We start from the raw sequence: 19,780 nt of genomic DNA, 5'->3' as shown, positions 1-19,780 counted from the left end.
GTCATCGTAACTGTGAGACGTTCACGTATCAGAGCGAGCAAATAGAGCATGGGAACGCTCATTGCGTCATGGCAGCGTGGAGTCATGCACATCGGTGAAGTCGAAGTCCTGAAGGTCCTCGAGTGGCAGGGCGAGATCGCCCCGGCGCGGACCATCGTCGCGGGCAGCCCGGACGGACTCTGGCAGGACAACGCGGGCTGGCTCGCGCCCGACCACTGGAACCCCGCCACCGGCGGTTACCGCGGCGCGGTGCAGACCTGGGTGCTCCGCAGCGAAGGCCGGGTCGTGCTCGTCGACACCGGTGTCGGCAACGACCGCGACCGGCCGCAGATCCCCCTGTTCGACCACCTGGCGACGCCGTTCCTCGACCGGCTCGCCGCCGCCGGCGTCCGCCCGGAGGACGTCGACGTCGTGGTGAACACCCACATCCACTACGACCATGTCGGCTGGAACACCGAGCGCCGCAACGGCGACTGGGTGCCGGCCTTCCCGAACGCCACCTACCTCATCCCCCGCGCCGACCAGGTCTACTTCGACCCCCGCAACGCCCACCGCCGGCCCGCGCCCCGCGACGAACGCGAGCGGCTGCGCCGGGACGGCAGCCTGCTCGTCTACGCCGACAGCGTCGCGCCGGTGCTCGGCCGGGCCGTGCTGTGGGAAGGCAGCCACCGCATCGACGGCAACCTCACGCTCGCGGCCGCGCCCGGCCACACGCCCGGCTCGTCGGTGCTGCGCCTGGCCTCCGGTTCCGGCCGCGCGGTGTTCGTCGGCGACCTGCTGCACAGCCCGGTGCAGATCCTCGCGCCGGAGCACAGCAGCTGCTTCTGCGAAGACCCGCGCCAGGCCGCGGAAACCCGGCGAAGCGTCCTGGAACGCGCGGCGGACACCGGAGAGCTCGTCGTGCCGGCGCACTTCGCGGGTCCCGGCGCGGCCGAGGTCCGCCGGGACGGCAGCCGGTTCACCATCCACCGATGGGCTCCTTCGGAAGGATCACCGGCGGTTCCTCTGCGAGACTGACCACCATGGACGCCCGGCAGCTGCGCTACTTCCTCGCGGTGGTCGACCACGGCAGCGCGAACAAGGCCGCCGCGGCGCTGTACGTCGCGCAGCCGTCGTTGTCCCAGGCCGTCCGCGCGCTCGAACGCGACCTCGGGCTCGAGCTGTTCCACCGCGTCGGACGCCGGCTCGTGCTCACCGACGCCGGCACGGCGCTGATCGAGCCCGCGCGCCAGGTCGTCCGCGGCCTGGCGACGGCCCGGTCGAGCGTCGAATCCGTGGCCGGCCTGCGGGTCGGCCGGGTGGAGATCGCGGCGATGCCGTCGCAGGCCGTCGAGCCGCTGGCCCGGATGATCAAGGCCGTGACCGACGAGCACCCCGGCCTGTCCGTGGCCGTGCGGGCCGCGTTCACCGCGGCCGAAGTCGTCCACCAGGTCCGAAGTGGACAGACCGAGCTGGGACTGCTGGCCGCCGCCGACCCGCCCGCCGCCGCGGGGGTCGAGCTGCGGCCGCTCGGCCGGCAGCGCTTCGTGCTCGTCGCCCCCGCCGACGGGCCGTTCGCGCCGGAAACCTTGGTGCGCCACGAAGATCTCACCGGGCAGCGGCTGATCGTCGGCCAGCCGGGCACCGGGATGCGGCGCTTCGTCGACGAGATCCGCGCCGCCGGCGTGGAGCTGACCGAGGTCGTCGAGACCGAGCACCGCGAGGCCGTCCTGCCGCTCGTGCTGGGCGGCGTCGGGGTCGCGGTGCTCGCCGACTCCTGGGCGCCGCTGGCGCGCCAGGCGGGTGCCCTGGTCCTCGACCTCGAACCGGCACGCCACCTCCACCTCGCCCTGGTCAGCCGGACCGGCGAGCTGAGCCCGGCGGCGAGCGCGTTCCTCGCGGTCGCTTATAAGCCGGGCCGATAACGCCGGGTGGAACCCGGTCTTGGACGCGGGCGGTGCCGGGGTGATGCGATCAGCGGCATGGTCACCCACCGCATCGCGCTCATCCCCGGGGACGGCATCGGCCCGGAGGTCACGCCCGCCGCCTGCCGGGTGCTCGACGTCGTCGGCAAGCGGCACGGCGTCACGTTCACCTACGACGAGTTCGACTGGTCGTGCCGGCGCCACCTCGAAGCCGGGGCGATGATGCCCGCCGACGGGCTCGACCGGATCCGCCACCACGACGCGATCTTCCTCGGCGCCGTCGGCGACCCGGCGGTGCCCGACCACGTCTCCCTGTGGGGCCTGCTGATCCCGATCCGCCGCGGCTTCCGCCAGTACGTCAACCTGCGGCCGGTGAAGGTCTTCGAGGGGCTCGAGAGCCCGGTGCGGCGGGCCCGGCCCGGCGAGGTCGACCTCGTGGTCGTGCGGGAGAACGTCGAAGGCGAGTACAGCGAGATCGGCGGCCGGCTCGGCCGGGGCTTCCCGGACGAGATGGCCGTGCAGGAAGCCGTGTTCACCCGGGCCGGCACGACCCGCGTCGCCGATTTCGCCTTCCGGCTCGCCGGTGCGCGCCGGGGGCGGCTGACGTCGGCGACCAAGTCGAACGGCATCGTGCACACCATGCCGTTCTGGGACGAGCTCGTCGCCGAGACCGCCCGCGCCCACCCGGACGTCACGTGGGACTCCGAGCACATCGACGCCTTGTGCGCCAAGCTGGTCCTCGACCCCGGGCGCTTCGACGTCCTGGTCGCGTCCAACCTCTTCGGCGACATCCTCAGCGACCTGACCGCCGCCGTCGCGGGCGGTATCGGCCTGGCGCCGGCGGCGAACATCAACCCCGAGCGCGAGTTCCCGTCGATGTTCGAGCCGGTGCACGGCTCCGCGCCGGACATCGCGGGCCGCGGGATCGCCAACCCCCTCGGCGCCATCTGGACCGCGGCGCTGCTGCTGGAGCACCTCGGCCACGGCGAGGCCGCCGCCGAGGTCGAGCGGGCCATCACCGACGTCCTCGCGAAGACGCCGGTGCGCACCCCCGACCTCGGCGGCACGGCGACCACCGAGACCTTCACCCGAGCCGTCCTGGACTTCACCGCCGCCTGAAAACCGGAGCCCGTCCATGAGTGTCCCGCTGCCCGCCTCCTTCACCACCCACCAGGTCGACGCCGACGGCGTGCGGATCCACTGCGCCGTCGGCGGCGCCGGGCCGCCGCTCCTGCTGCTGCACGGGTATCCGCAGACGCACCTCATCTGGCACCACGTCGCCCCGCTGCTGGCCGCGACGCACACCGTGGTGCTCGCCGACCTGCGTGGGTACGGCGACAGCGCGAAGCCGCCGCCGACCCCGGGTGACGCCGAATACGCCAAGCGGGCGATGGCCCGCGACCAGCTCCTGGTGATGAACGCGCTGGGGTTCGGGCGCTTCGGCGTCGCGGGCCACGACCGCGGCGGCCGCGTCGGGCACCGGCTCGCCCTCGACGCGCCGGACGCGGTGTCGGCGCTGGCCGTGCTGGACATCGTCCCGACCCGGCACGCCTTCGAGCACGCCGACACCGCGTTCGGGCTCGGGTACTTCCACTGGTTCTTCCTCGCCGCGGGCCACGGGATCCCGGAACACCTGATCGGCGCCGACCCGGAGTTCTGGGTCACCGCGCGGATGACCGCCCGCCACCACGGCGGCACGCCCTTCGACCCGGCCGCGGTCCGGGAGTACGTCCGGTGCTTCGCGGACCCGGCCGCGATCGCGGCGTCCTGTGCGGACTACCGCGCAGCCGCCGGCGTCGACCTCGAGCACGACCGCGCCGACGCCGGGCGCCGGATCCCGATGCCGCTGCTCGCGCTGTGGGGAGAACACAGCTTCGTCGGCCGGAGCTACGACGTCCTGGACGTGTGGCGGGAGTACGCGGCCGACGTCCGCGGGCACGCGCTGCCGAGTGACCACTACCTGCCGGAGGAACAACCCGAACGGGTGGCCGCCGCGCTCGGGGACTTCTTCGCCGTCACCGGCTGAGGACGGTGCGGGCGGTCAACCGGCCCTTCTCCGGCTCCCGCGCGACCTCCCCGGCCGCCACCGCGGCGGTCAGCGCGCCGGCGGTGTCCTCGGCGCGGTAGATCCTCTCCAGCAAGGTGAACCGCTGCAGCTCCGCGACGGTGCACCGGACCCGGCGGTCCACTTCGGACAGCAGGGCGCGGCGCAGCGGGAGCAGCTGCGGGGTCAGCGAGATGTCCACCAGGGTGTGCTCGGTGTCGCGCGGGTCGCGGTAGCGGATGCCGGCGAACTCGTCGACGGCCCACAGCTCATTCTTGAAGGTCGCGAGGTGCTTGCTGTCCGCCGTGGCGAACACGAGCACGTGCGCGCCGCCGTCGCCGGCCACCAGCTCCACCACCACCGCGCACCCGAGCCCGGCCGCCCGCAGCCGGTCACGGTGCTCCTCCCCCGCCTCGGCCGTCGTCAGCACGACCTCGTGCGCCTTGCCGCGCAGGAGCGCCGGTGGCCACCCGGCGCCGGACAGGTGCGCGAGCATCGGCCCGGCGACTTCGACGTCGTCGAGCGCGGCGACCGTCCGGACGCTCAACCCGGCGGGCGCGGCCGGCGCCTCCTGGCCGACGAGGACGGCTTCCAGGTGGTGGTCACCGAGGCGGTCGGTGAACTCGCCGAACACCCGGAACGCGTCGGCCGCGAAGCCGCCGCATTCGACGTAGGTGCCGCCGCGCTGCGAGCGCAGGACGGTCGCGGTCCAGGCGTCGAGGTACCGCACCAGCACGTCCCGCTCGACGATGACGTGCGGGTCGGGGCGCCGCGCGCGCTCGGCCACGCTTCCGGTTCTACCGCACCCGCCGGTGGCGCACCAGAGCGCCGGCTCAGCCGCGGCGCAGCCCGAACCAAAGGTAAATCGTTGACGCCGGAGAGAAGGCAACCGTCGACCAAGGCGTAGGCTGAGGGAATCGCGGTTCAACCGGTAGCCGCCCGTTCCCCGCGCGCGTCGTCCGCGGGGCTCCGGGAGACGGGCACCCGTTGTGCCGGCTTCCCGGCCTTACCTCGCCTCGAGGAGGCCTGCGTGCTCGACCAGCTCACCGCTCCGCACTCCCGGGTGGACGTTCCCGCCGCGCTCGCGCTGCGCGTGACCGCCACCGCGGAGACCACCACCGTGACCGCCCGGGGAGAAATCGACCTGGCCGCCGTCGCCCGCCTGAGAACCTGCCTGGCCGAAGAGACCGGACTGGCGCCGCGAGCGCTGCTCCTCGACCTCTCGGGCGTGACCTTCTGCAGTGCCCGGGGCGTCACCGAGCTGCTGGTCGCCGCGTCGGAAGCGCACGTCAGCGGGGTGCCGTTCGCGATCGTCGCGGCGCACCGCGCGGTGCTCCGGCCGCTCGCCGTGCTCGGGCTCGAACGGACTCTGCCGGTCCACCGCAGCGTCGACGACGCGCTGGGCTGGCTGGCCGTCCTGCCCCGCCTGCGTTCCTAGAGGTGGATCGCCAGCCAGAGCGCCATCCACGCGAGACACCCGAGGGCGCCGCCGACCCCGAACGCCAAAAGCACTCGCCGCAACGCCGCGATCGTCCCGGCCCGGCCCGTCATTTCGGTGATTCCCGCATCAGCCATGCCCAAAAGATTCCCGGGTCCCGGACGGGCAAACGTCACTTCCGGGGATAGCCGCGCTCCACGAGCGACGTCACGGCGTCGACCACCTGCGGACCTTCGACCAGCACCGGGTCGTTGTGGTCGGCGCCGGGCACCTCGACCAGCCGGGCGGACGCCGCGGCGGCCACCTCCCGGCTCTGGGCGGGCGCGACGAGCGAGTCGCGGTCGCCGAGGACGACCACCGTCGGCACCCGCAGGCCCGCGACCGTGTCCCGGACCGGGAACCGGTCGCGCAGCAGCAGCCGCACGGGCAGGAACGGGTAGGCCTCGGCGCCCACCGCGGCCAGGTCGGCGAACGGTGAGCGCAGGACCAGTCCGGCCGGCGGGAACTCGCGCGCCAGCTCCGTGACCACGGCGCAGCCCAGGCTCTCGCCGTAGAAGACGAGCCGTTCGCGCGACACCCGCCGGTCCTCGACCAGGAAGCGGTGGGCCGCGCGGGCGTCGAGCGCCAGGCCGGCTTCGCTCGGGTCACCCGGGTTGCCGCCGTAGCCGCGGTAGTCGAACAGCAGCACGGCCAATCCCGCGTCGGCGAGCTTCGCGGCCAGCGAGGCGCGCCCGGCCCGATTGCCGCCGTTGCCGTTGGCCACCAGCACGGTCGCGGCCGGGTCCCGGCCCGGCGGGTGGACGAACCAGGCGCCCAGCTCCAGGCCGTCGGCTGTGTGCAGGCGGACGTCTTCGGCACCGGGCAGCGCCTTCGCGGCGGCAGGCGGCGGTGTGGTGTCCGGCAGGTAGATCAGCCGCCGCTGGAACGCCCAGAAGAGCGCGAGCACCACCACGACGACCACCAGGATCACCAGCAGCACCTGCACGGCGACGGCCATCGGGCCAGGCTACTGCGGCGGCACGGCGAGCGAGGCGCACGCGCCTTACGACCCCCGCGGCCGGAGAGTGTCCAGGTCGGCCAGCAACGCCGTGGCCGCGCGCCGGCCCGACACCAGCGCGCCCTGCACCGACGGCGTGTCCCGGTGGTCACCGCAGACGTACCGGCCCGGCGCCACCCGCACCGGCCGCCGCACCGGCGCGCCCGGCCCGAACACCGGCAGGGCCCGGGGTATTGCGTAAGTGCCGACCAGTCCCCAGTCGCGCGTGTCGACGCCGTAGAGGTGCGCCAGCCGCGCCCGCACCCGCGGCTCCAGGCCCGCGTCGGCGTGGCCGGGCACCGACGCCGTGATCAGCGCCGACCCCGCCGGGGCGTACCCGGGAGCCACTTCGCTGAGCACCGCGGTGTTGATCAGCAGCTCGTCGAGCCCGTCGACGAGCAGGGTCGGCGACCGCAGCGGCGATTCCGCGGCGGAGTAGTAGAACGTCGTCACGGCGTGCCAGCCGGGCGCCTCGACCCCGGGCAGCAGCCGCGCCGCGGTGTCGCCTTCCGTCGCCACGACGACCGCCCGCGCGGGCAGCTCACCCGCGCTCGTGCGCACGCCGTCCGCGGTGACTTCGGTGACCTCGACACCGGTGCGGACCACGTCCGTCGGCAGCATCGCCGCCAGCTGCCGCGGCAGCGCCTGCATGCCGTCCGTCGGCAGCACCCCGCCCCCGCGCAGGAAGCTGCGCCAGATCAGGTGGAACATCCGCGCGGAGGTGTCCAGCGCCGGATCGAGGAAGACCCCGGCGAGGAACGGCCGCAGCACCTGCTCGACCGTGTCCGGTGACAGGCTCCGCAGCTCCTCGGCGGTGCTGCGGCCGCCGTCGTCCCCGGCGACCTTCAGCACGTCCCGGGCGGCCAGCACCGCCAGCCGCACGCTGTCGCCGGGGTGCCTCGCGGCGAACCCGGCGACCCCGCGCAGCGCGGACACCCCGTGCCCCGGCCCGGCCAGCAGACGCCGTCCGCTCGGCGTCATCGCGATCGTGCCGCGGGTGAACGGGCGCGGCCGCAGCGCCGCGACGTCGGCCAGCCGCCGCAGCGCCGGGTAGGCGGGCAGCAGCACCTGGAACCCGCGGTCGAGCCGGAACCCGTCGACGACGTCGGTGCGGACCCGGCCGCCGACGTCGTCCCCCGCCTCAAGCACCGTGGCCCGCACTCCGGCCCGGTGCAGGGTCACCGCCGCGCTCAGCCCCGCCAGGCCGCCACCCACGACGACCACCTCGGACGCACCCGTCATGCCCGCTCCCTCCGTCCGACGGAGAGTGCCCGGTCCGCCGGCGATCAACCGGTCACCGGCGAAAACCACCGCCGACCGGCGCTCCGGTGCCGCTCGGCGCACACCCATCCCCCATCCTGTTACGGATCACGGCCGGTGCGCGACACCATCGTCGAACCAGACGGGAAGCGTGGTCGATGGGTGAACGGGAAGTGCGGCTGCGGCTGGGCATCCGCGCGGTCTCGGTGCCGGCCGGGCACGCGCGTGAGGTGGTGGAGTACGCCGGGGTGACGGTGCTGCGCGTCGAGGACGGCACGGCGGTCGAGCAGGCCTGGGTGCCGGTCGGCACGGCGCCGACGTACGCCGACGACGAAGCGCTGATCGCCGCGTGGCACGCCGCGCTGCAGTGGACGAAGTCAGCCGAGCGGCCACGGTGCGGCTGCGGACATCAGGCCGATCATGCCCGCGACCAGGCGCATCTGCTCCACGGTCCGGATGTCGGCCTCGACGAGCCGCGGTGAGCACACCAGCACCGCCAGTGCCTGCGCCCGCGAAAGCGCGACATTGAGCCGGTTGCGCGAAAGCAGGAAGTCGAGTCCGCGGGGCAGGTCGACCGCCGACGACGACGTCATCGTGGTGAGCACGACCGGCGCCTCCTGGCCCTGGAACCGGTCGACCGTGCCGACCCGGACACCGGGGAACCCGGCGTCGGCCAGGGCGCGCGTCACCGTCCGGGCCTGCAGGTTGAAGGGCGCGACGACGACGATGTCGGCGTCGCCGAGCGGCCGGGTCTCGCCGCGGTCGGTCCACGGCCGGCCGTGCAGCCGCGTCACGACGTCCACGACGGCGGCCGCTTCCTCCACCGAGCGGGTCGTGTTGCCGTGGTGGTCGACCTCGGTGAGGTACAGCCCCGCCTCGATCCCGCCGAGGGCGCGCTCGGCCGCCGACGGGTGGGCGTGCAGGCGACCGGCGTAGGACAGGTTCGACACCGGCTCGCACACGGCCGGGTGCATGCGCCGGGTCTCGTCGAGGAAGTACCCCAGCGCGGGCGGCATGATGTCGGCCTCGCCGATGAGGTGCCCGAGCGCCGACGCCTCCGCGCCCGCCGGGTGCGTGCCCTGCACGACCTGGGGCAGCTGCTGCGGGTCGCCCAGCAGCAGGACGTTCTTCGCGCACATCGACACGGCGAGCGCGTCGGCGAGGGCGAACTGGCCGGCTTCGTCGATGATCAGCAGGTCGAAGGGCTCTTCGCGGATCGCCGCGTTGGCGAACGTCCACGCCGTGCCGCCGACCAGGTGCCCGGTGTTGTTCTCCTCGCGCCACTTCACCAGCGCGGGGTTGCTCTTCGGCTGCTCCCACGGCGCCGCCGGGTCCGGCGTCCGCTTCGCCCGCTTCGCGCACGGCAGGCCCGGCGCGGTCTTCTTGGCCGCGCTGAGCACGTTCTCCACGGCCTTGTGGCTGGTGGAGGTGACCGCGACGGTCCGCCCGGCGCGCACGAGGTGGGCGATCAGCTTCCCGGCGAGGTAGGTCTTGCCCGCCCCCGGCGGCCCCTGCACCGCGAGCGCCGACCCGTCGAGCGCGTCGACGGCCTCGATCACGGTGGCGACCAGGTCGTCCCCCGGCTCCGGCAGCGGGGCTCCCCCGCGCAGCCGCGGCGGTGTCCGGCGCAGCAGGTCGACCCCGGGGTGGTCCGGCAGCACCGGCAGCGCGTCGACGACGAGCCGGGCGAGGTCGGCGACCGCCTCGTCCTTGGGCGAGGGCCGCACCGGGCTGCCCGGCAGCACCGCGGACGGCCGGTCCGTGGTCGTCGCGTCCGGCGGGCAGCTCTCCTCCAGCGTCAGCTCCACGGCCGACGCGGCGACGACCTTGGCGTCGCGGGCGGTGTCGCCGTAGCGCAGCCGGACGTCGTCACCGGGGGCGAAGGGGTGCGGCCGGTCGGGGTCGCACGCGAGCTGGAGGGTCCGCTTGGCGTTGCGGACGCGCCCGGCCGGCGGCACCCACTCCCCCGCCTCCAGGGAGACCGGCACGGTGCAGGCGGTGTCGACCTCGAGGTCGCCCAGCGGGGCGGCCAGCTGCCGGAAGTACTCCCACCACGCGGGGTTGGTCTCCCGGCGGTGGTAGCCGACGGACGCCGCGAGCAGCGCGCGGGCCCGCTCGTCGGCGGTGAAGGCGCCCGGGTCGTCCGGCAGCCCGTCGAGCAGCGGGTCGACGAGCGCGGCCAGCGCCGCCGCGCGTTCGGCGCGCCGCTCGGCGGCGAGGTCCTCCTCGGTCTGGCGGATCAGCGCGTCTTCGGCGGACTCTTCGACCGGTTCCGGGAGTTCGATGCCGGCGTCCGCGCGGACCTGATGGAGGAACTCGAACAGGCGCAGGGCGGAGACGCAGTCGTACTCGGTGTTCTCCGCGATCCCGCGCAGGGCCTCCTCGGCGCGTTCCGGCTGCCCGGACAGCGTCAGGTACTCCTCGTAGGCGTCGACGTCCGAGAGCGCGGTCTTGCCGCCTTCCCGCGCACCGGGCAGGTAGAGCGCTTCGAGGTACCGGATCGAGTACGACCGCTGCGACACCCGCAACGCCTTGCGCACCACGGTGTGCAGGTCCACGACGGCGCCGCCGCGCAGCAGCTGGTCGACCTCCTCCTCACGCGTCCCGTGCACCGCCGCGAGCCGCTTGATCGCGGTGACCTCGTAGGGCGCGTAGTGGTAGACGTGCGAACCGGGGTGTTCGGTGACGCGGGCCGTGGCGAAGTCGACGAACTCCTCGAACGCCCGCTTCTCCTGGGCGCGGCTGTGCGCCCAGAACGGCGTGAACCGCCGGTCGCCGTCGGTGGTGACCGCGCCGAAGAGGTACTCCAGCCCTTCGCCCGCCAGCGCGTGCGGATCACCCGCGAGGTCGAGGAAGACGTCCCCCTCGGCCGGCGCGGGCAGTTCGGCGAGGGCCTCGGGGGCGACGATCTCGTACGAGATGTCGCCGGTGGTGTCCTGCCGGACCTGGAGCGCGGCCTGGGCGCGCAGGTTCGCGTACGACGTGGCCGACAGGTCGCGCGGGCGGTCGGCGGGCCCGGCCGCGGCGAGCGCGTCGATCGAGCCGAGCCCGGCGGCGACGAGCTTGCGGCGCTGGTCGGTCCGCATCCCGGCCACGAGCGAAAGGTCGCGGTCGGCCTCCCGGGCCGTCGTGCAGTGCTGGGCGAACCCGCAGCCGGCGCAGGCCGGGCGTTCGTCGGCCCAGAGGCGGTCCGGCAGCCGGGGTTCGCGGCCGTGCAGCCGGGTCCGCAGGCGGTCGACCAGCGGCCGGAAGTCGTCGACGCGCAGGGTGCGGACCCCGCCGTCGCCGAGGCGCAGGTGCATGAGCGGGCCGGCGGGCCACCCGCCGCGGCGCAGCGCGTCGGCGAACGCGGTCAGCCGGACGACGGCGGCGGGCTCGGCGAACCGGGCCGGGGTGGTGTCGTGGACCTCGTAGCGGCCTTCGCCGTCCAGGACCAGGAGGTCCGCGTGGCCCGAGAACTCCCCGTCGTGCAGGACGGCCTCGTGGATCACCATCGCGCCGGAGCGCAGGGCCTCCTCGGTCGCCTTCGCCGCGTTCCGGCGGTCGGCAGCCGGCCGGCCGGGCCCGGGAACGGGCCGGGGCGCGCCCGGCAGGCCCGCGGCCAGCGCCTGCTTCAGGATGCTGCGGTGCTCGCATTCGAGCAGGTCGGCGAGGTCGGCTGGGGTGTACATCGCCGCGAAGTCTGACACGGCCGGCTCCCCCGGCCGGAGCACACGGTGGTCGACACGCCGGTGTCACAGCCCGCGCCCGGCCGGTGTCTTGAGGCCGACGAGCGAAGGAGACACCCATGAACACCGAAGTGGTCGTGATCGGCGGCGGGTACGCGGGCGTGATGGCGGCCAACCGCCTGACGCGGCGCGACGACGTCCGCGTCACCCTGGTCAACCCGCGCCCCGACTTCGTCGAGCGCATCCGCCTGCACCAGCTCGCCGGCGGCACCCACCCCGCGCGCACCGGCTTCCGGGACGTCCTGGCCGCCGACGTCCGGCTGGTCGTCGGCACGGCCACCGCGATCGACCCGGCCGCCCGCACCGTGACCCTCGCCGACGGCGACCCGATCGGCTACGACTACCTGATCTACGCCGTGGGCAGCCACGACGCCCGCTCGGACGTGCCCGGCGCGGCCGAGTTCGCGCACCCGCTGACCACTTTCGAGCAAGCGCAACGGCTTCACGCGACGCTCGAAGCCGCTCCGGGCGCGGCGGTGACGGTGGTCGGCGCCGGGCCGGCCGGCATCGAGACCGCCGCCGAGCTCGCCGAGAACGGTCGCGCCGTGACCCTCGTCTGCGGCGGGGAGCTGGGCCCGTACCTGCACCCGCGCGGACGGCGTGCGGTGGCTCGCCAGCTGGCCAGGCTCGGCGTCACGGTCCTCGGCGACGCCACCGTGACGGCCGTGACCCGCGAGGGTGTGCGGCTCGACGACGGCCGCGCGGTCGCGAGCCCGGTGACCGTCTGGACCGCCGGGTTCGGGGTCCCCGACCTGGCCGCGCGCAGCGGGCTGAGCACCGACCTCGCCGGTCGCCTGCGCACCGACGAGACGCTGACCAGCGTCGACGACGACCGGGTGATCGCGGCCGGCGACGCGGCGTCGCCGTCGGACCTGCCGTTCCGGATGGGCTGCCAGTCCGCGGTGCAGCTCGGCCCGCAGGCCGCCGAGACCGTGCTGGCCCGGATCGCCGGCGCCGAACCGGCGTCGATCGGGGCCGGGTTCGCCGGCCAGTGCCTGAGCCTGGGCCGCGGGCGCGGCGTCTTTCAGTTCTCCCACCGCGACGACCGGGTGGTCGGGCTGTACGTCGGCGGCCGCCTGGGCGCGAAGCTGAAGGAGATCGTCTGCCGGAGCACGGTCTGGCAGCTGGCTTACGAGGCCCGCAAGCCGGGGGTGCGCAAGTGGTGGGTCCACGACGGCAAGCGCGAGGCCCGGCTGCGGGAACCGGCGCGCGCCTGACCCGCCGGACCTCGGCGTGACGCGGCTACCGGTCCGCGTGCCCGCTTTCCTGGACCACCCACGTGTTGCCGTCCGGGTCGGCGAAGCCGAAGAAGCTCGCGTGGTCCCTCCGGTCCGGGTCCACGCCCGGCGCGTAGTCCCCTTGCCAGTCCACGGACTTCTTGTGCCGCAGCGCGTCGACCGGCACCCCGCGGCCGGCCAGCGCGCGGTGGGCCGCCTCGATGTCGGACACCACGAGGTAACCGGCGCGGGCCGACCCGGGGGCCGCGTCGGTCAGCCCGGTGCCAAGCTGGACCGACGCCGCCGAGCCGGGCGGGGTCAGCTGGACCACGCGGAAGCCGTCGTTCGGCTGGTAGTCGACGTCGAGGGTGAAGCCCGCTTGCTCCGTATAGAAGCGCTTGGCGCGGTCCACATCGGACACCGGAAGGGTGAGGACTTCGAGGCGGAACTCCAGCTCAGACAAGGGGTTCACCCCCGTCGACCCCGAGGGACACCCCAGTCAGGAAGGTGCTGCCCAGCGCGAAGACCACGGCTTCGGCGATGTCTTCGGCGCGCCCGACACGGCGCGCGGGGCTGGTCGCAGCGCGCGTGGCGAACAACGCGGCCTTCTTCTCGTCCCCGAGGGCGTCGTACGCGCCGGTGTCGATCGTGCCGGGTGAGATCGTGTTCACCCGGATCGGCGCCAGCTCGACCGCGAGCCCCCGCGTGAGCACGTCCACCGCCGCGTTGGTGGCGCCGACGGCGAGCATGCCGACCGCCGGCTTGCGCGCGGACGATCCGGAGAAGAAGACGAAGGAGCCGTCTTCCGGCATGCGCGGCGCGAAGTGCTTGGCCAGCAGGAGCGGGCCGAGCACCTTGACGTCGAACGACCTGAGCACCGTGTCGTGGTCCAGGTCGCCCACCGTGCCGCGGGCCCGGGCCGACGCGGTCGAGACGACGTGGTCGACCCGGCCGAGCTGCTCGGCCAAGGCCGCGACGGCGGCTTCGTCGGTCAGGTCGACGGCCGCCGCGGTGACGTCCGGGTCGTCGTACGCCCGGGCCAGTGCCGCTTCGTCGCGCCCGGCGACGACGACCTTCGCCCCGGCTTCCCGCAGCGCGAGTGTCACCGCCCGGGCGATGCCGCTGCCACGGCCGACGACGAGCACCCGGTGATCCTTCAGTGAAGTCATCTCAGTTCCCTTTCGCGGCGAGCAGTTCGTCGGGGTCCAGGCCGCGGTCGATGCCGTGCGGCGTCACGGTCTGGCCCGGTTCGAGAGCGAGCTTCCGGCCGTCGAGGGTCACCTCGACGACGTCCGGTTCGAACGACACGAACCCGGACACCCGCTCGACCTCGGGCCACGCCTCCGGGTACGACCAGGCGGCGCGCTTGCCGGACCCGATGTCGTAGTACCCGGCCAATCCCTTGTAGGGGCAGAACGTCTGGCCGTCGACCGGGGTCAGGGCGTCGAGGTCGACGTCCTCGCGCGGCACGTACCAGCGCGGCGCGAAGCCGGACTCGTAGAGCACGACCGGCCGGTGGGTCTCGGCGACCACGCGGTCGCCGTCACGCACGACGAGGTGGCGTGAGGTCTGCCGGATGTCGACGCGGTGGTACGGGTCGGCCGCGTGCCCGACGATCCGCTCGTCCTCCTCGTAGAACGCCTCCATCGCCCGCCAGGCGAAGGCGACGCGGTCGCGCAGGACGTCCGCGTGGCCGGGCAGGCCGGTGTGCCGCCAGGCTGCGCGCGGCGCCTGCTCGCCGGCCGCCCGCACGGTGAACCACCCGGTCGGGCCGAGGTCGCGGTGTGTCGTCGTCCGGTCTTCCGCCACGAGCGCGTCTTCGCGGACGTCGGCGAGCGGGAAGTACGCCACCGGGTACCGGCCGGGTTCGTGCAGCAGCACGACGTCTTCGCTGTCGGCGATCCACTCCCCGCCGAACCGCACGCGCATCCGCCGCCGCAGCGGCTCGGCGAACAGCATCCGCTCGGGCAGCGGCTGTTCGACCAGGAAGTGCCCCACCGCCCGGGTGGCGAGCGGTCCCTGCTGCCAGGCCAGTCCCATCGTCTCGCTCCTAACCTTTATCGCTTGGTTTGATGGTTAGACACACAACCACCCGTCGTGTAACCTGTCAAGGGTGAGTTTGGAGGTTAGAACGATGGTGGACGAGAAACTGCTGCTCGACCTGCTGAACACCACCCCGGTGCGCGACGGGGTGCCCGGCGACGACCTCGCCGGCGCCGCGGCGGGCCACGACTGGCTGGCCGCCCACGGGCAGCCGGCAACCGACGACGAACACCGCGCGCTGCTCGAAGCGCGGTCCGTGCTCCAGCGGATCGTGCGCGGCGAGGCCACGCCCGCTTCGGCCGCCCGGTTCGTCGACGACGTGAGCTACCGGGCCGCGTTCGGCGACGACGGTGTCGAGTGGCGGCTCGACGTCCCGCCGGGCCGCTCGGCCGCCGCGCGGGCCGTGCTCGCGTGGGACGAGCTCACCAAGGCGAGCCCCGGCCGGCTGCGCCCGTGCGCCAACCCGGAGTGCCGGCTGTTCCTCATCGACCACAGCAAGCCCAACAGCGCCCGCTGGTGTTCGATGGCGGTCTGCGGCAACCGCATGAAGGCCCGGCGGCACTACCAGCGCTCCCGCCCGGGCGCGGCGGACTGAAGGAGACGACCGTGGCGCGCCTGGTTTCACTCAACGTCGGGATGCCGAAGGACGTGCCCTGGCAGGGCAAGACCGTCCACACCGGAATCTTCAAGCACCCCGTCCCCGGCCGGCTCATGGTCCGGCGGCTCAACGTCGACGGCGACGGCCAGGGCGACCTGGGCGGCCACGGCGGCGAGAACCGCGCGGTGCTCGTCTACCAGCGCCAGTCCTACGCGCACTGGCGGCGTTTTCTCGGCCGCGACGACCTCGAGGACGGCCAGTTCGGCGAGAACTTCACCGTCGACGGCCTCCCCGACGACGAGGTCCACATCGGCGACCGGTACCGCATCGGGGAGGCCGAGTTCGAGGTCACGCAGCCGCGCGTCACGTGCTTCCGCGTCGGGATGCGCCTCGGCGAGCCGCGGATGCCGTCCCTGCTGGTCGCGCACCACCGGCCCGGCTTCTACCTGCGCGTCATCACCGAAGGCCACGTCGAGGCGGGCGACGAGATCGTCCGCACCCGGACCGGCCGCCACGAGCTGAGCGTCGCCGACGTCGACGCGCTGCTCTACCTGCCCGGGCGGGACACCGAGGCCCTGCGCAAGGCCGTCGACATCCCGGCGCTCAGCCCCGGCTGGCAGGGGTCCTTCCGCGACCTGCTGGCGGCGGCGCCCGCGCCGGAGCCGAGCGGGTGGCGGGGTTTCCGGCCGTTGCGCGTCGAGCGGATCGTGCCCGAAAGCGCCACCGTCGCTTCGATCCACCTCGCCGCCGTCGACGGCACGCCACTCCCCCGGCCCGTGCCCGGCCAGTACCTCACCCTGCGCGTCCCCGGGGCCGGCGACCCGGCGCCGGTGCGCAGCTACTCCCTGTCGGCGGCGCCGTCCGACCGGGAGTACCGCATCAGCGTGAAGCGCGACGGGCTGGTGAGCGGCTACCTGCACACGCGGCTGACGGCGGGCGCGGAGGTCGACGTGGCCGCGCCGCGGGGCGACTTCGTCCTGACCGGCGACGACCGGCCCGTGCTCCTGGTCTCCGCGGGCATCGGTGTCACGCCGGTGCTGGCGATGCTGCACGCGCTCGCCGCGGACCGGACCGAGCGGGAGGTCCGGTGGCTGCACACGACCCGCTCGGCGGCCGAGCACGCGTTCGCCGCCGAGGCGCACGAACTGCTGGAGAGCCTTCCGCACGGCCACGAGAACGTCTTCTACACCGCCGAAGACCCGGCGCCCGGTGGCCCCGGCGCCACCCGCGGCCGGCTGAGCGCCGACACGCTGTCCACTTTGGACCTACCCCTCGACGCGACGGCGTACCTGTGCGGCCCGGACGCGTTCATGACCGCGATGCGCGAAGCCCTGGTGAAGCTCGGCCTCGACCCGGCGAACGTCCACAGTGAACTGTTCGGCGGTGTGTCCGCGATCAACCCGGGCATCACCGACGCCGTCCGCACCACCCCGCACCCGCCCACGGGCGCGCCGGGCACCGGCCCCGCCGTCACCTTCGCGCGCAGCGGGCTCACGGTGCCGTGGAACGACGGTTACCCCAGCCTGCTGGAGCTCGCCGAGGCGTGCGACGTGCCGACGCGCTGGTCGTGCCGCACCGGCGTCTGCCACACGTGCGTGACGCCGGTGCTGTCCGGTGTGGTCGGTTACGAGCCAGAACCGCTGGAACCGCCCGCGGACGGTGAGGCGCTGGTCTGCTGCGCCCGGCCGCTCGACGCCGTCGTCCTGGACCTGTGACGGGGCAGGAAAGTCCGCCCGATCGGTCACGCGTGTCCCGCTAGGCTGGGGTCCGGAGCCGAGGGGGCGCTTGTGCGGGTGTTGCTGACGGGGTTGCCGATCCGGTCCCACCTCCTGCCCGCGCTGGTGCCGCTCGCCCGGGCCGCGCAGGCCGCGGGCCACGAGGTCGCCGTCGCCACCGGCCGGGCGGCCGCGGCCGACGTCGAACGGCACGGGGTGCCGGTCGTGGTGCTGCCGGCCTTGCGCGCGCCTGGCGAAGTGACGCCGGAGCCTTCGGTGCTGGAGAAGCTGCGCCGGTGGCGGCCGGAGGTCACCGGGCCGCTTTCGGTGCCCCTGTTCGACGACACGATGACCGCGGGGGCGGCCGCGGACATCGTGGAGGCGGCGTGGCGCCCGGACGTGATCGTGCGCGAGACCAACGAGTACGGCGGGCTCCTGGCCGCCGAGCTGCTCGGGGTGCCGTCCGCGGTGGTGGACATCGCGCCGCTGGTCACGCGGCTCGTCCCCGATCTTCCCGGCCGGCTGGACGCCGTGCGCGGGCGGCTCGGCCTGCCGCCCGGCGGGAGGGCCGCCCGGCTGACCGCCGGCCTGCTGCCCGAGCCGTGGTACCCCGAGGAGCTGCGCGGGCCGGGACACTGGTACCACCGCGTCCCCGAACCGGCCGTGGCTCCGGCCGAGGACGGCCCGCGGGTGCTCGCCGCCTTCGGCTCGAACCTCCTTTCCTTGCTGGGGCCGGAATCCGAGCTGATGTCGACCACTGTGGCGGCGCTGGGTTCACTCGGGGTCCGAGCCGTCGTCGCGCTGGGCAGCGACGAGGCCTTGGCGTCGTGGACCGGCCCGCGCCCGGCGAACGTCGAGCTGGCGGGGTTCGTCCCGCAACGCGCGTTGCTCGCCGCGTGCGACGTGTTCGTGACGCACGCCGGGTTCAGCGGTGTGCGTGAGGCGCTGACGGCCGGGGTGCCGATGGTGACGGTGCCGTTGTTCGCCGACCAGCCCGCGAACGCCTTGCGGGTGCACGAAGTGGGTGCCGGGCTCCAGGTCGACGCCGCCGGACTCACGCCGGAAGCCTTGGCCGCCGCGGTTTCGCGCGTCCTCGACGAGGCTTCGTTCCGCTCGGCCGCGGAGGGTTTCCGGCGTCGAGTTCTCGAACTTCCGCCGATCAGCGGCTTCGTCACCGAGCTGAAAGCCTTGGCGTGACGACTCCCGCGGCTTCCCGAGCGGGGTGCAGCCGTTCCCGCAGGAACGCGACCACCTCGCGGCGCGCGGGCCGGGCGGCCGGGACCAGGCCGGGCACGCTCAGGAAACTGTGGATGGCCCGGGCATAACAGCTCAAGCGCGCGTCCGTCCCGGCTTCGCGGAGCCGCTCGACGTACCGGCGGCCGTGGTCTTCCGCGGCGTCCAGCGCGCCGGTGACGACCAGCGCCGGGGGCAGGCCGGCGAGGTTCTCGGACTTCACCGGTGACACGGTCCGCGCGTCGAGCCCGGGCGGCACGCTCAACCGGCGGGCGGCGCTCCATTCGGAGATCGACAGGCCCGGCTGGCCGGAGTTCGCGGCGACCGACGGGTAGTCGTGCGCGGTCCCGGTCCAGTCCGTGCTCGGGTAGACCAGCACCTGGGCGTGCAGCGGCAGCCCGGCGTCGCGGGCGCGCAGCGCGACGAGGGCGGCGAGCGTGCCACCGGCACTCTCCCCGAGGACGGCGACCGCGCCCGCGTCGACACCCCAGCCGAAGGGGTCTTCGACGAGCCGGACGAGCGTGTCGTACCCGTCGTCGACCGGTGCGGGCAGCGGGTGCTCCGGCGCGAGGCGGTACTCCACCGAGACCACGATGGCCGGGCAGCGGGCCGCGATCCGGCTGTTGAGCCAGTCGTTCTGCGCGGCCGTGCCGACGAGGAAACCCCCACCGTGGAAGGAAAGGACCAGCGGCAGCGGCCCGGTGGCCCGTCTCGGCCGGTGGACCCGCAGCATCAGCCGGCGGCCCGGCAGGTCGAGGGTCGTCTCCTCGATGCGCGCGCCATCGTCGGGCAGCCCGGTGACGATCCGCGTGACGCGCGCCCGGCGCACGCGGTTGACCTTCTCGCGCGCGGCGATCACCTCGGCGTCGGTGAACGTCTCCCAGTCCACGGTGTCCCTGAGGACGATCCGGGCGCGCAGCGGTGCCTTGGCTCGCATGGTCTTCTCCTTCGGCCGGATTACGCTACCGGCGGTAGCGTAATTACCAAGGTAGCCTGTCCCGGTGCCGGCCTCCACCTCTTCCGCACCCGGGCGGCCCCGTAACGACCTCGACGCGACCGTGTTCGCGGCGACCCTGCGCTCGGTGCACGAGCTCGGCTACGCGGGCGCGACGATGGACCGCATCGCGGCCGAAGCGGGCGTCGCGAAGACGACGCTCTACCGGCGCTGGCCGTCGAAGGGCGCCCTGATCACGGACTGCCTCGTCGCCGCACTAGGCCCCGCGCCCCTCGACGGCGCGGGCTCGGACGAGATCGTGGCGTCGGCCATCCACTGGGTGGCGGCGAAGATCGGCGAGCCGGGTGTGGGCGGCGCGTTCGCGGGTGTGTTCGTCGACGCCGTCAGCGATCCCGCCCTCCGCGAAGTCCTCTCCACGCGGCTGCAGGACCCCTACCGGCTGGCGCTGCAGGAGGCGCTCGGCGAGCCGGAGCACCGGGTGCTGTTCGTCATCGACGTCATCGTCGGCACGCTGCTGCACCGGATGGGCATGACCGGCCGCCCGATGGCCGAGGCCGACGTCACCGAGCTGGTCGAGATGATCCGGCGCGTCCTGCGTTAGCCGTCCCG

20 protein-coding genes are annotated in these 19,780 nt (G+C 74.2%); 11 read left to right on the top strand and 9 right to left on the bottom strand.

Annotated features, from left to right (window positions below; all coding sequences use genetic code 11):
• Positions 1-84: 84 nt before the first annotated feature.
• From ACZ63E_RS29085 to ACZ63E_RS29070, 4 genes are read left to right on the top strand one after another with little or no spacing between them, the layout of a single operon-like run.
• On the top strand, positions 85-1,017 hold the full coding sequence (locus ACZ63E_RS29085; RefSeq protein WP_465339291.1) for an MBL fold metallo-hydrolase: 933 nt from the start codon (positions 85-87) through the stop codon (positions 1,015-1,017).
• A 5-nt stretch (positions 1,018-1,022) separates the two neighbouring features.
• Positions 1,023-1,904, top strand: coding sequence for a LysR family transcriptional regulator (locus ACZ63E_RS29080; RefSeq protein ID WP_465339290.1), 882 nt, complete (start codon positions 1,023-1,025; stop codon positions 1,902-1,904).
• Positions 1,905-1,961: 57 nt separating this feature from the next.
• Positions 1,962-3,023 (top strand): tartrate dehydrogenase, encoded by a 1,062-nt coding sequence (locus ACZ63E_RS29075; RefSeq protein WP_465339289.1) that lies wholly within the window; start codon positions 1,962-1,964, stop codon positions 3,021-3,023.
• Between the two features lie 16 nt (positions 3,024-3,039).
• The gene (locus ACZ63E_RS29070; RefSeq protein WP_465339288.1) at positions 3,040-3,930 is read left to right on the top strand and encodes an alpha/beta fold hydrolase; all 891 of its coding nucleotides are present in this window, start codon (positions 3,040-3,042) and stop codon (positions 3,928-3,930) included.
• Here ACZ63E_RS29070 and ACZ63E_RS29065 read toward each other — a convergent pair.
• Positions 3,920-4,735, bottom strand: a complete 816-nt coding sequence (locus ACZ63E_RS29065; RefSeq protein ID WP_465339287.1) for a hypothetical protein — start codon at positions 4,733-4,735, stop codon at positions 3,920-3,922. The genes ACZ63E_RS29070 and ACZ63E_RS29065 overlap by 11 nt on opposite strands.
• 243 nt (positions 4,736-4,978) lie before the next feature.
• Here ACZ63E_RS29065 and ACZ63E_RS29060 point away from each other — a divergent pair, with 243 nt between their 5' ends.
• Positions 4,979-5,386, top strand: a complete 408-nt coding sequence (locus tag ACZ63E_RS29060; RefSeq protein WP_465339286.1) for an STAS domain-containing protein — start codon at positions 4,979-4,981, stop codon at positions 5,384-5,386.
• Here the strand turns inward: ACZ63E_RS29060 and ACZ63E_RS29055 are convergent.
• Genes ACZ63E_RS29055 through ACZ63E_RS29045 form a run of 3 tightly spaced genes read right to left on the bottom strand, consistent with a single transcriptional unit; the run spans position 5,383 to position 7,664 of the window.
• Positions 5,383-5,523 (bottom strand): hypothetical protein, encoded by a 141-nt coding sequence (locus tag ACZ63E_RS29055; protein ID WP_465339285.1) that lies wholly within the window; start codon positions 5,521-5,523, stop codon positions 5,383-5,385. The two genes, ACZ63E_RS29060 and ACZ63E_RS29055, sit on opposite strands and share 4 nt — an antisense overlap.
• Positions 5,524-5,558: 35 nt before the next feature.
• Positions 5,559-6,383: an alpha/beta hydrolase gene (locus ACZ63E_RS29050; protein WP_465339284.1), complete on the bottom strand. Its 825-nt coding sequence runs from the start codon at positions 6,381-6,383 to the stop codon at positions 5,559-5,561.
• A gap of 45 nt (positions 6,384-6,428) precedes the next feature.
• Positions 6,429-7,664 carry an NAD(P)/FAD-dependent oxidoreductase gene (locus ACZ63E_RS29045; RefSeq protein WP_465339283.1) on the bottom strand — a complete coding sequence of 412 codons (1,236 nt, stop codon included), beginning with the start codon at positions 7,662-7,664 and terminating at the stop codon, positions 6,429-6,431.
• 176 nt (positions 7,665-7,840) lie between these two features.
• Here ACZ63E_RS29045 and ACZ63E_RS29040 point away from each other — a divergent pair, with 176 nt between their 5' ends.
• Positions 7,841-8,164 (top strand): hypothetical protein, encoded by a 324-nt coding sequence (locus ACZ63E_RS29040; RefSeq protein WP_465339282.1) that lies wholly within the window; start codon positions 7,841-7,843, stop codon positions 8,162-8,164.
• On the opposite strand, the gene ACZ63E_RS29035 is transcribed toward ACZ63E_RS29040, so the two are convergent.
• Entirely contained in the window at positions 8,060-11,353 is a 3,294-nt protein-coding gene (locus ACZ63E_RS29035) for a TM0106 family RecB-like putative nuclease (protein WP_465339461.1), read from the bottom strand. The two genes, ACZ63E_RS29040 and ACZ63E_RS29035, sit on opposite strands and share 105 nt — an antisense overlap.
• A gap of 116 nt (positions 11,354-11,469) precedes the next feature.
• On the opposite strand from ACZ63E_RS29035, the gene ACZ63E_RS29030 reads away from it, so the two are divergent.
• Complete coding sequence (locus ACZ63E_RS29030; RefSeq protein WP_465339281.1) at positions 11,470-12,627, top strand: NAD(P)/FAD-dependent oxidoreductase; 1,158 nt, start codon at positions 11,470-11,472, stop codon at positions 12,625-12,627.
• A gap of 25 nt (positions 12,628-12,652) precedes the next feature.
• Here ACZ63E_RS29030 and ACZ63E_RS29025 read toward each other — a convergent pair whose 3' ends face one another.
• Genes ACZ63E_RS29025 through ACZ63E_RS29015 form a run of 3 tightly spaced genes read right to left on the bottom strand, consistent with a single transcriptional unit; the run spans position 12,653 to position 14,667 of the window.
• Positions 12,653-13,099 (bottom strand): VOC family protein, encoded by a 447-nt coding sequence (locus ACZ63E_RS29025; RefSeq protein ID WP_465339280.1) that lies wholly within the window; start codon positions 13,097-13,099, stop codon positions 12,653-12,655.
• Positions 13,083-13,796 (bottom strand): SDR family oxidoreductase, encoded by a 714-nt coding sequence (locus ACZ63E_RS29020; RefSeq protein ID WP_465339279.1) that lies wholly within the window; start codon positions 13,794-13,796, stop codon positions 13,083-13,085. The genes ACZ63E_RS29025 and ACZ63E_RS29020 overlap by 17 nt, the downstream gene beginning before the upstream one ends.
• A 1-nt stretch (position 13,797) precedes the next feature.
• The gene (locus ACZ63E_RS29015) at positions 13,798-14,667 is read right to left on the bottom strand and encodes a DUF427 domain-containing protein (protein ID WP_465339278.1); all 870 of its coding nucleotides are present in this window, start codon (positions 14,665-14,667) and stop codon (positions 13,798-13,800) included.
• Positions 14,668-14,761: 94 nt separating this feature from the next.
• On the opposite strand from ACZ63E_RS29015, the gene ACZ63E_RS29010 reads away from it, so the two are divergent.
• From ACZ63E_RS29010 to ACZ63E_RS29000, 3 genes are all read left to right on the top strand, one after another.
• Positions 14,762-15,265, top strand: a complete 504-nt coding sequence (locus ACZ63E_RS29010) for a CGNR zinc finger domain-containing protein (RefSeq protein ID WP_465339277.1) — start codon at positions 14,762-14,764, stop codon at positions 15,263-15,265.
• Positions 15,266-15,276: 11 nt separating this feature from the next.
• Positions 15,277-16,983: an MOSC domain-containing protein gene (locus tag ACZ63E_RS29005; protein WP_465339276.1), complete on the top strand. Its 1,707-nt coding sequence runs from the start codon at positions 15,277-15,279 to the stop codon at positions 16,981-16,983.
• 72 nt (positions 16,984-17,055) lie between these two features.
• Complete coding sequence (locus ACZ63E_RS29000; RefSeq protein WP_465339275.1) at positions 17,056-18,180, top strand: glycosyltransferase; 1,125 nt, start codon at positions 17,056-17,058, stop codon at positions 18,178-18,180.
• Here ACZ63E_RS29000 and ACZ63E_RS28995 read toward each other — a convergent pair.
• A complete protein-coding gene (locus ACZ63E_RS28995) occupies positions 18,155-19,153 on the bottom strand; it encodes an alpha/beta hydrolase (protein ID WP_465339274.1) in 999 nt (332 codons plus the stop codon). The genes ACZ63E_RS29000 and ACZ63E_RS28995 overlap by 26 nt on opposite strands.
• A gap of 64 nt (positions 19,154-19,217) precedes the next feature.
• On the opposite strand from ACZ63E_RS28995, the gene ACZ63E_RS28990 reads away from it, so the two are divergent.
• Positions 19,218-19,772, top strand: a complete 555-nt coding sequence (locus ACZ63E_RS28990) for a TetR/AcrR family transcriptional regulator (protein WP_465339273.1) — start codon at positions 19,218-19,220, stop codon at positions 19,770-19,772.
• Positions 19,773-19,780: the final 8 nt, after the last annotated feature.

The sequence above is a fragment of the Amycolatopsis sp. NPDC104819 genome, from assembly GCF_055583145.1.
Note: the sequence above shows the minus strand (reverse complement) of the source record. Positions and strands in the feature narration are given on the sequence as shown.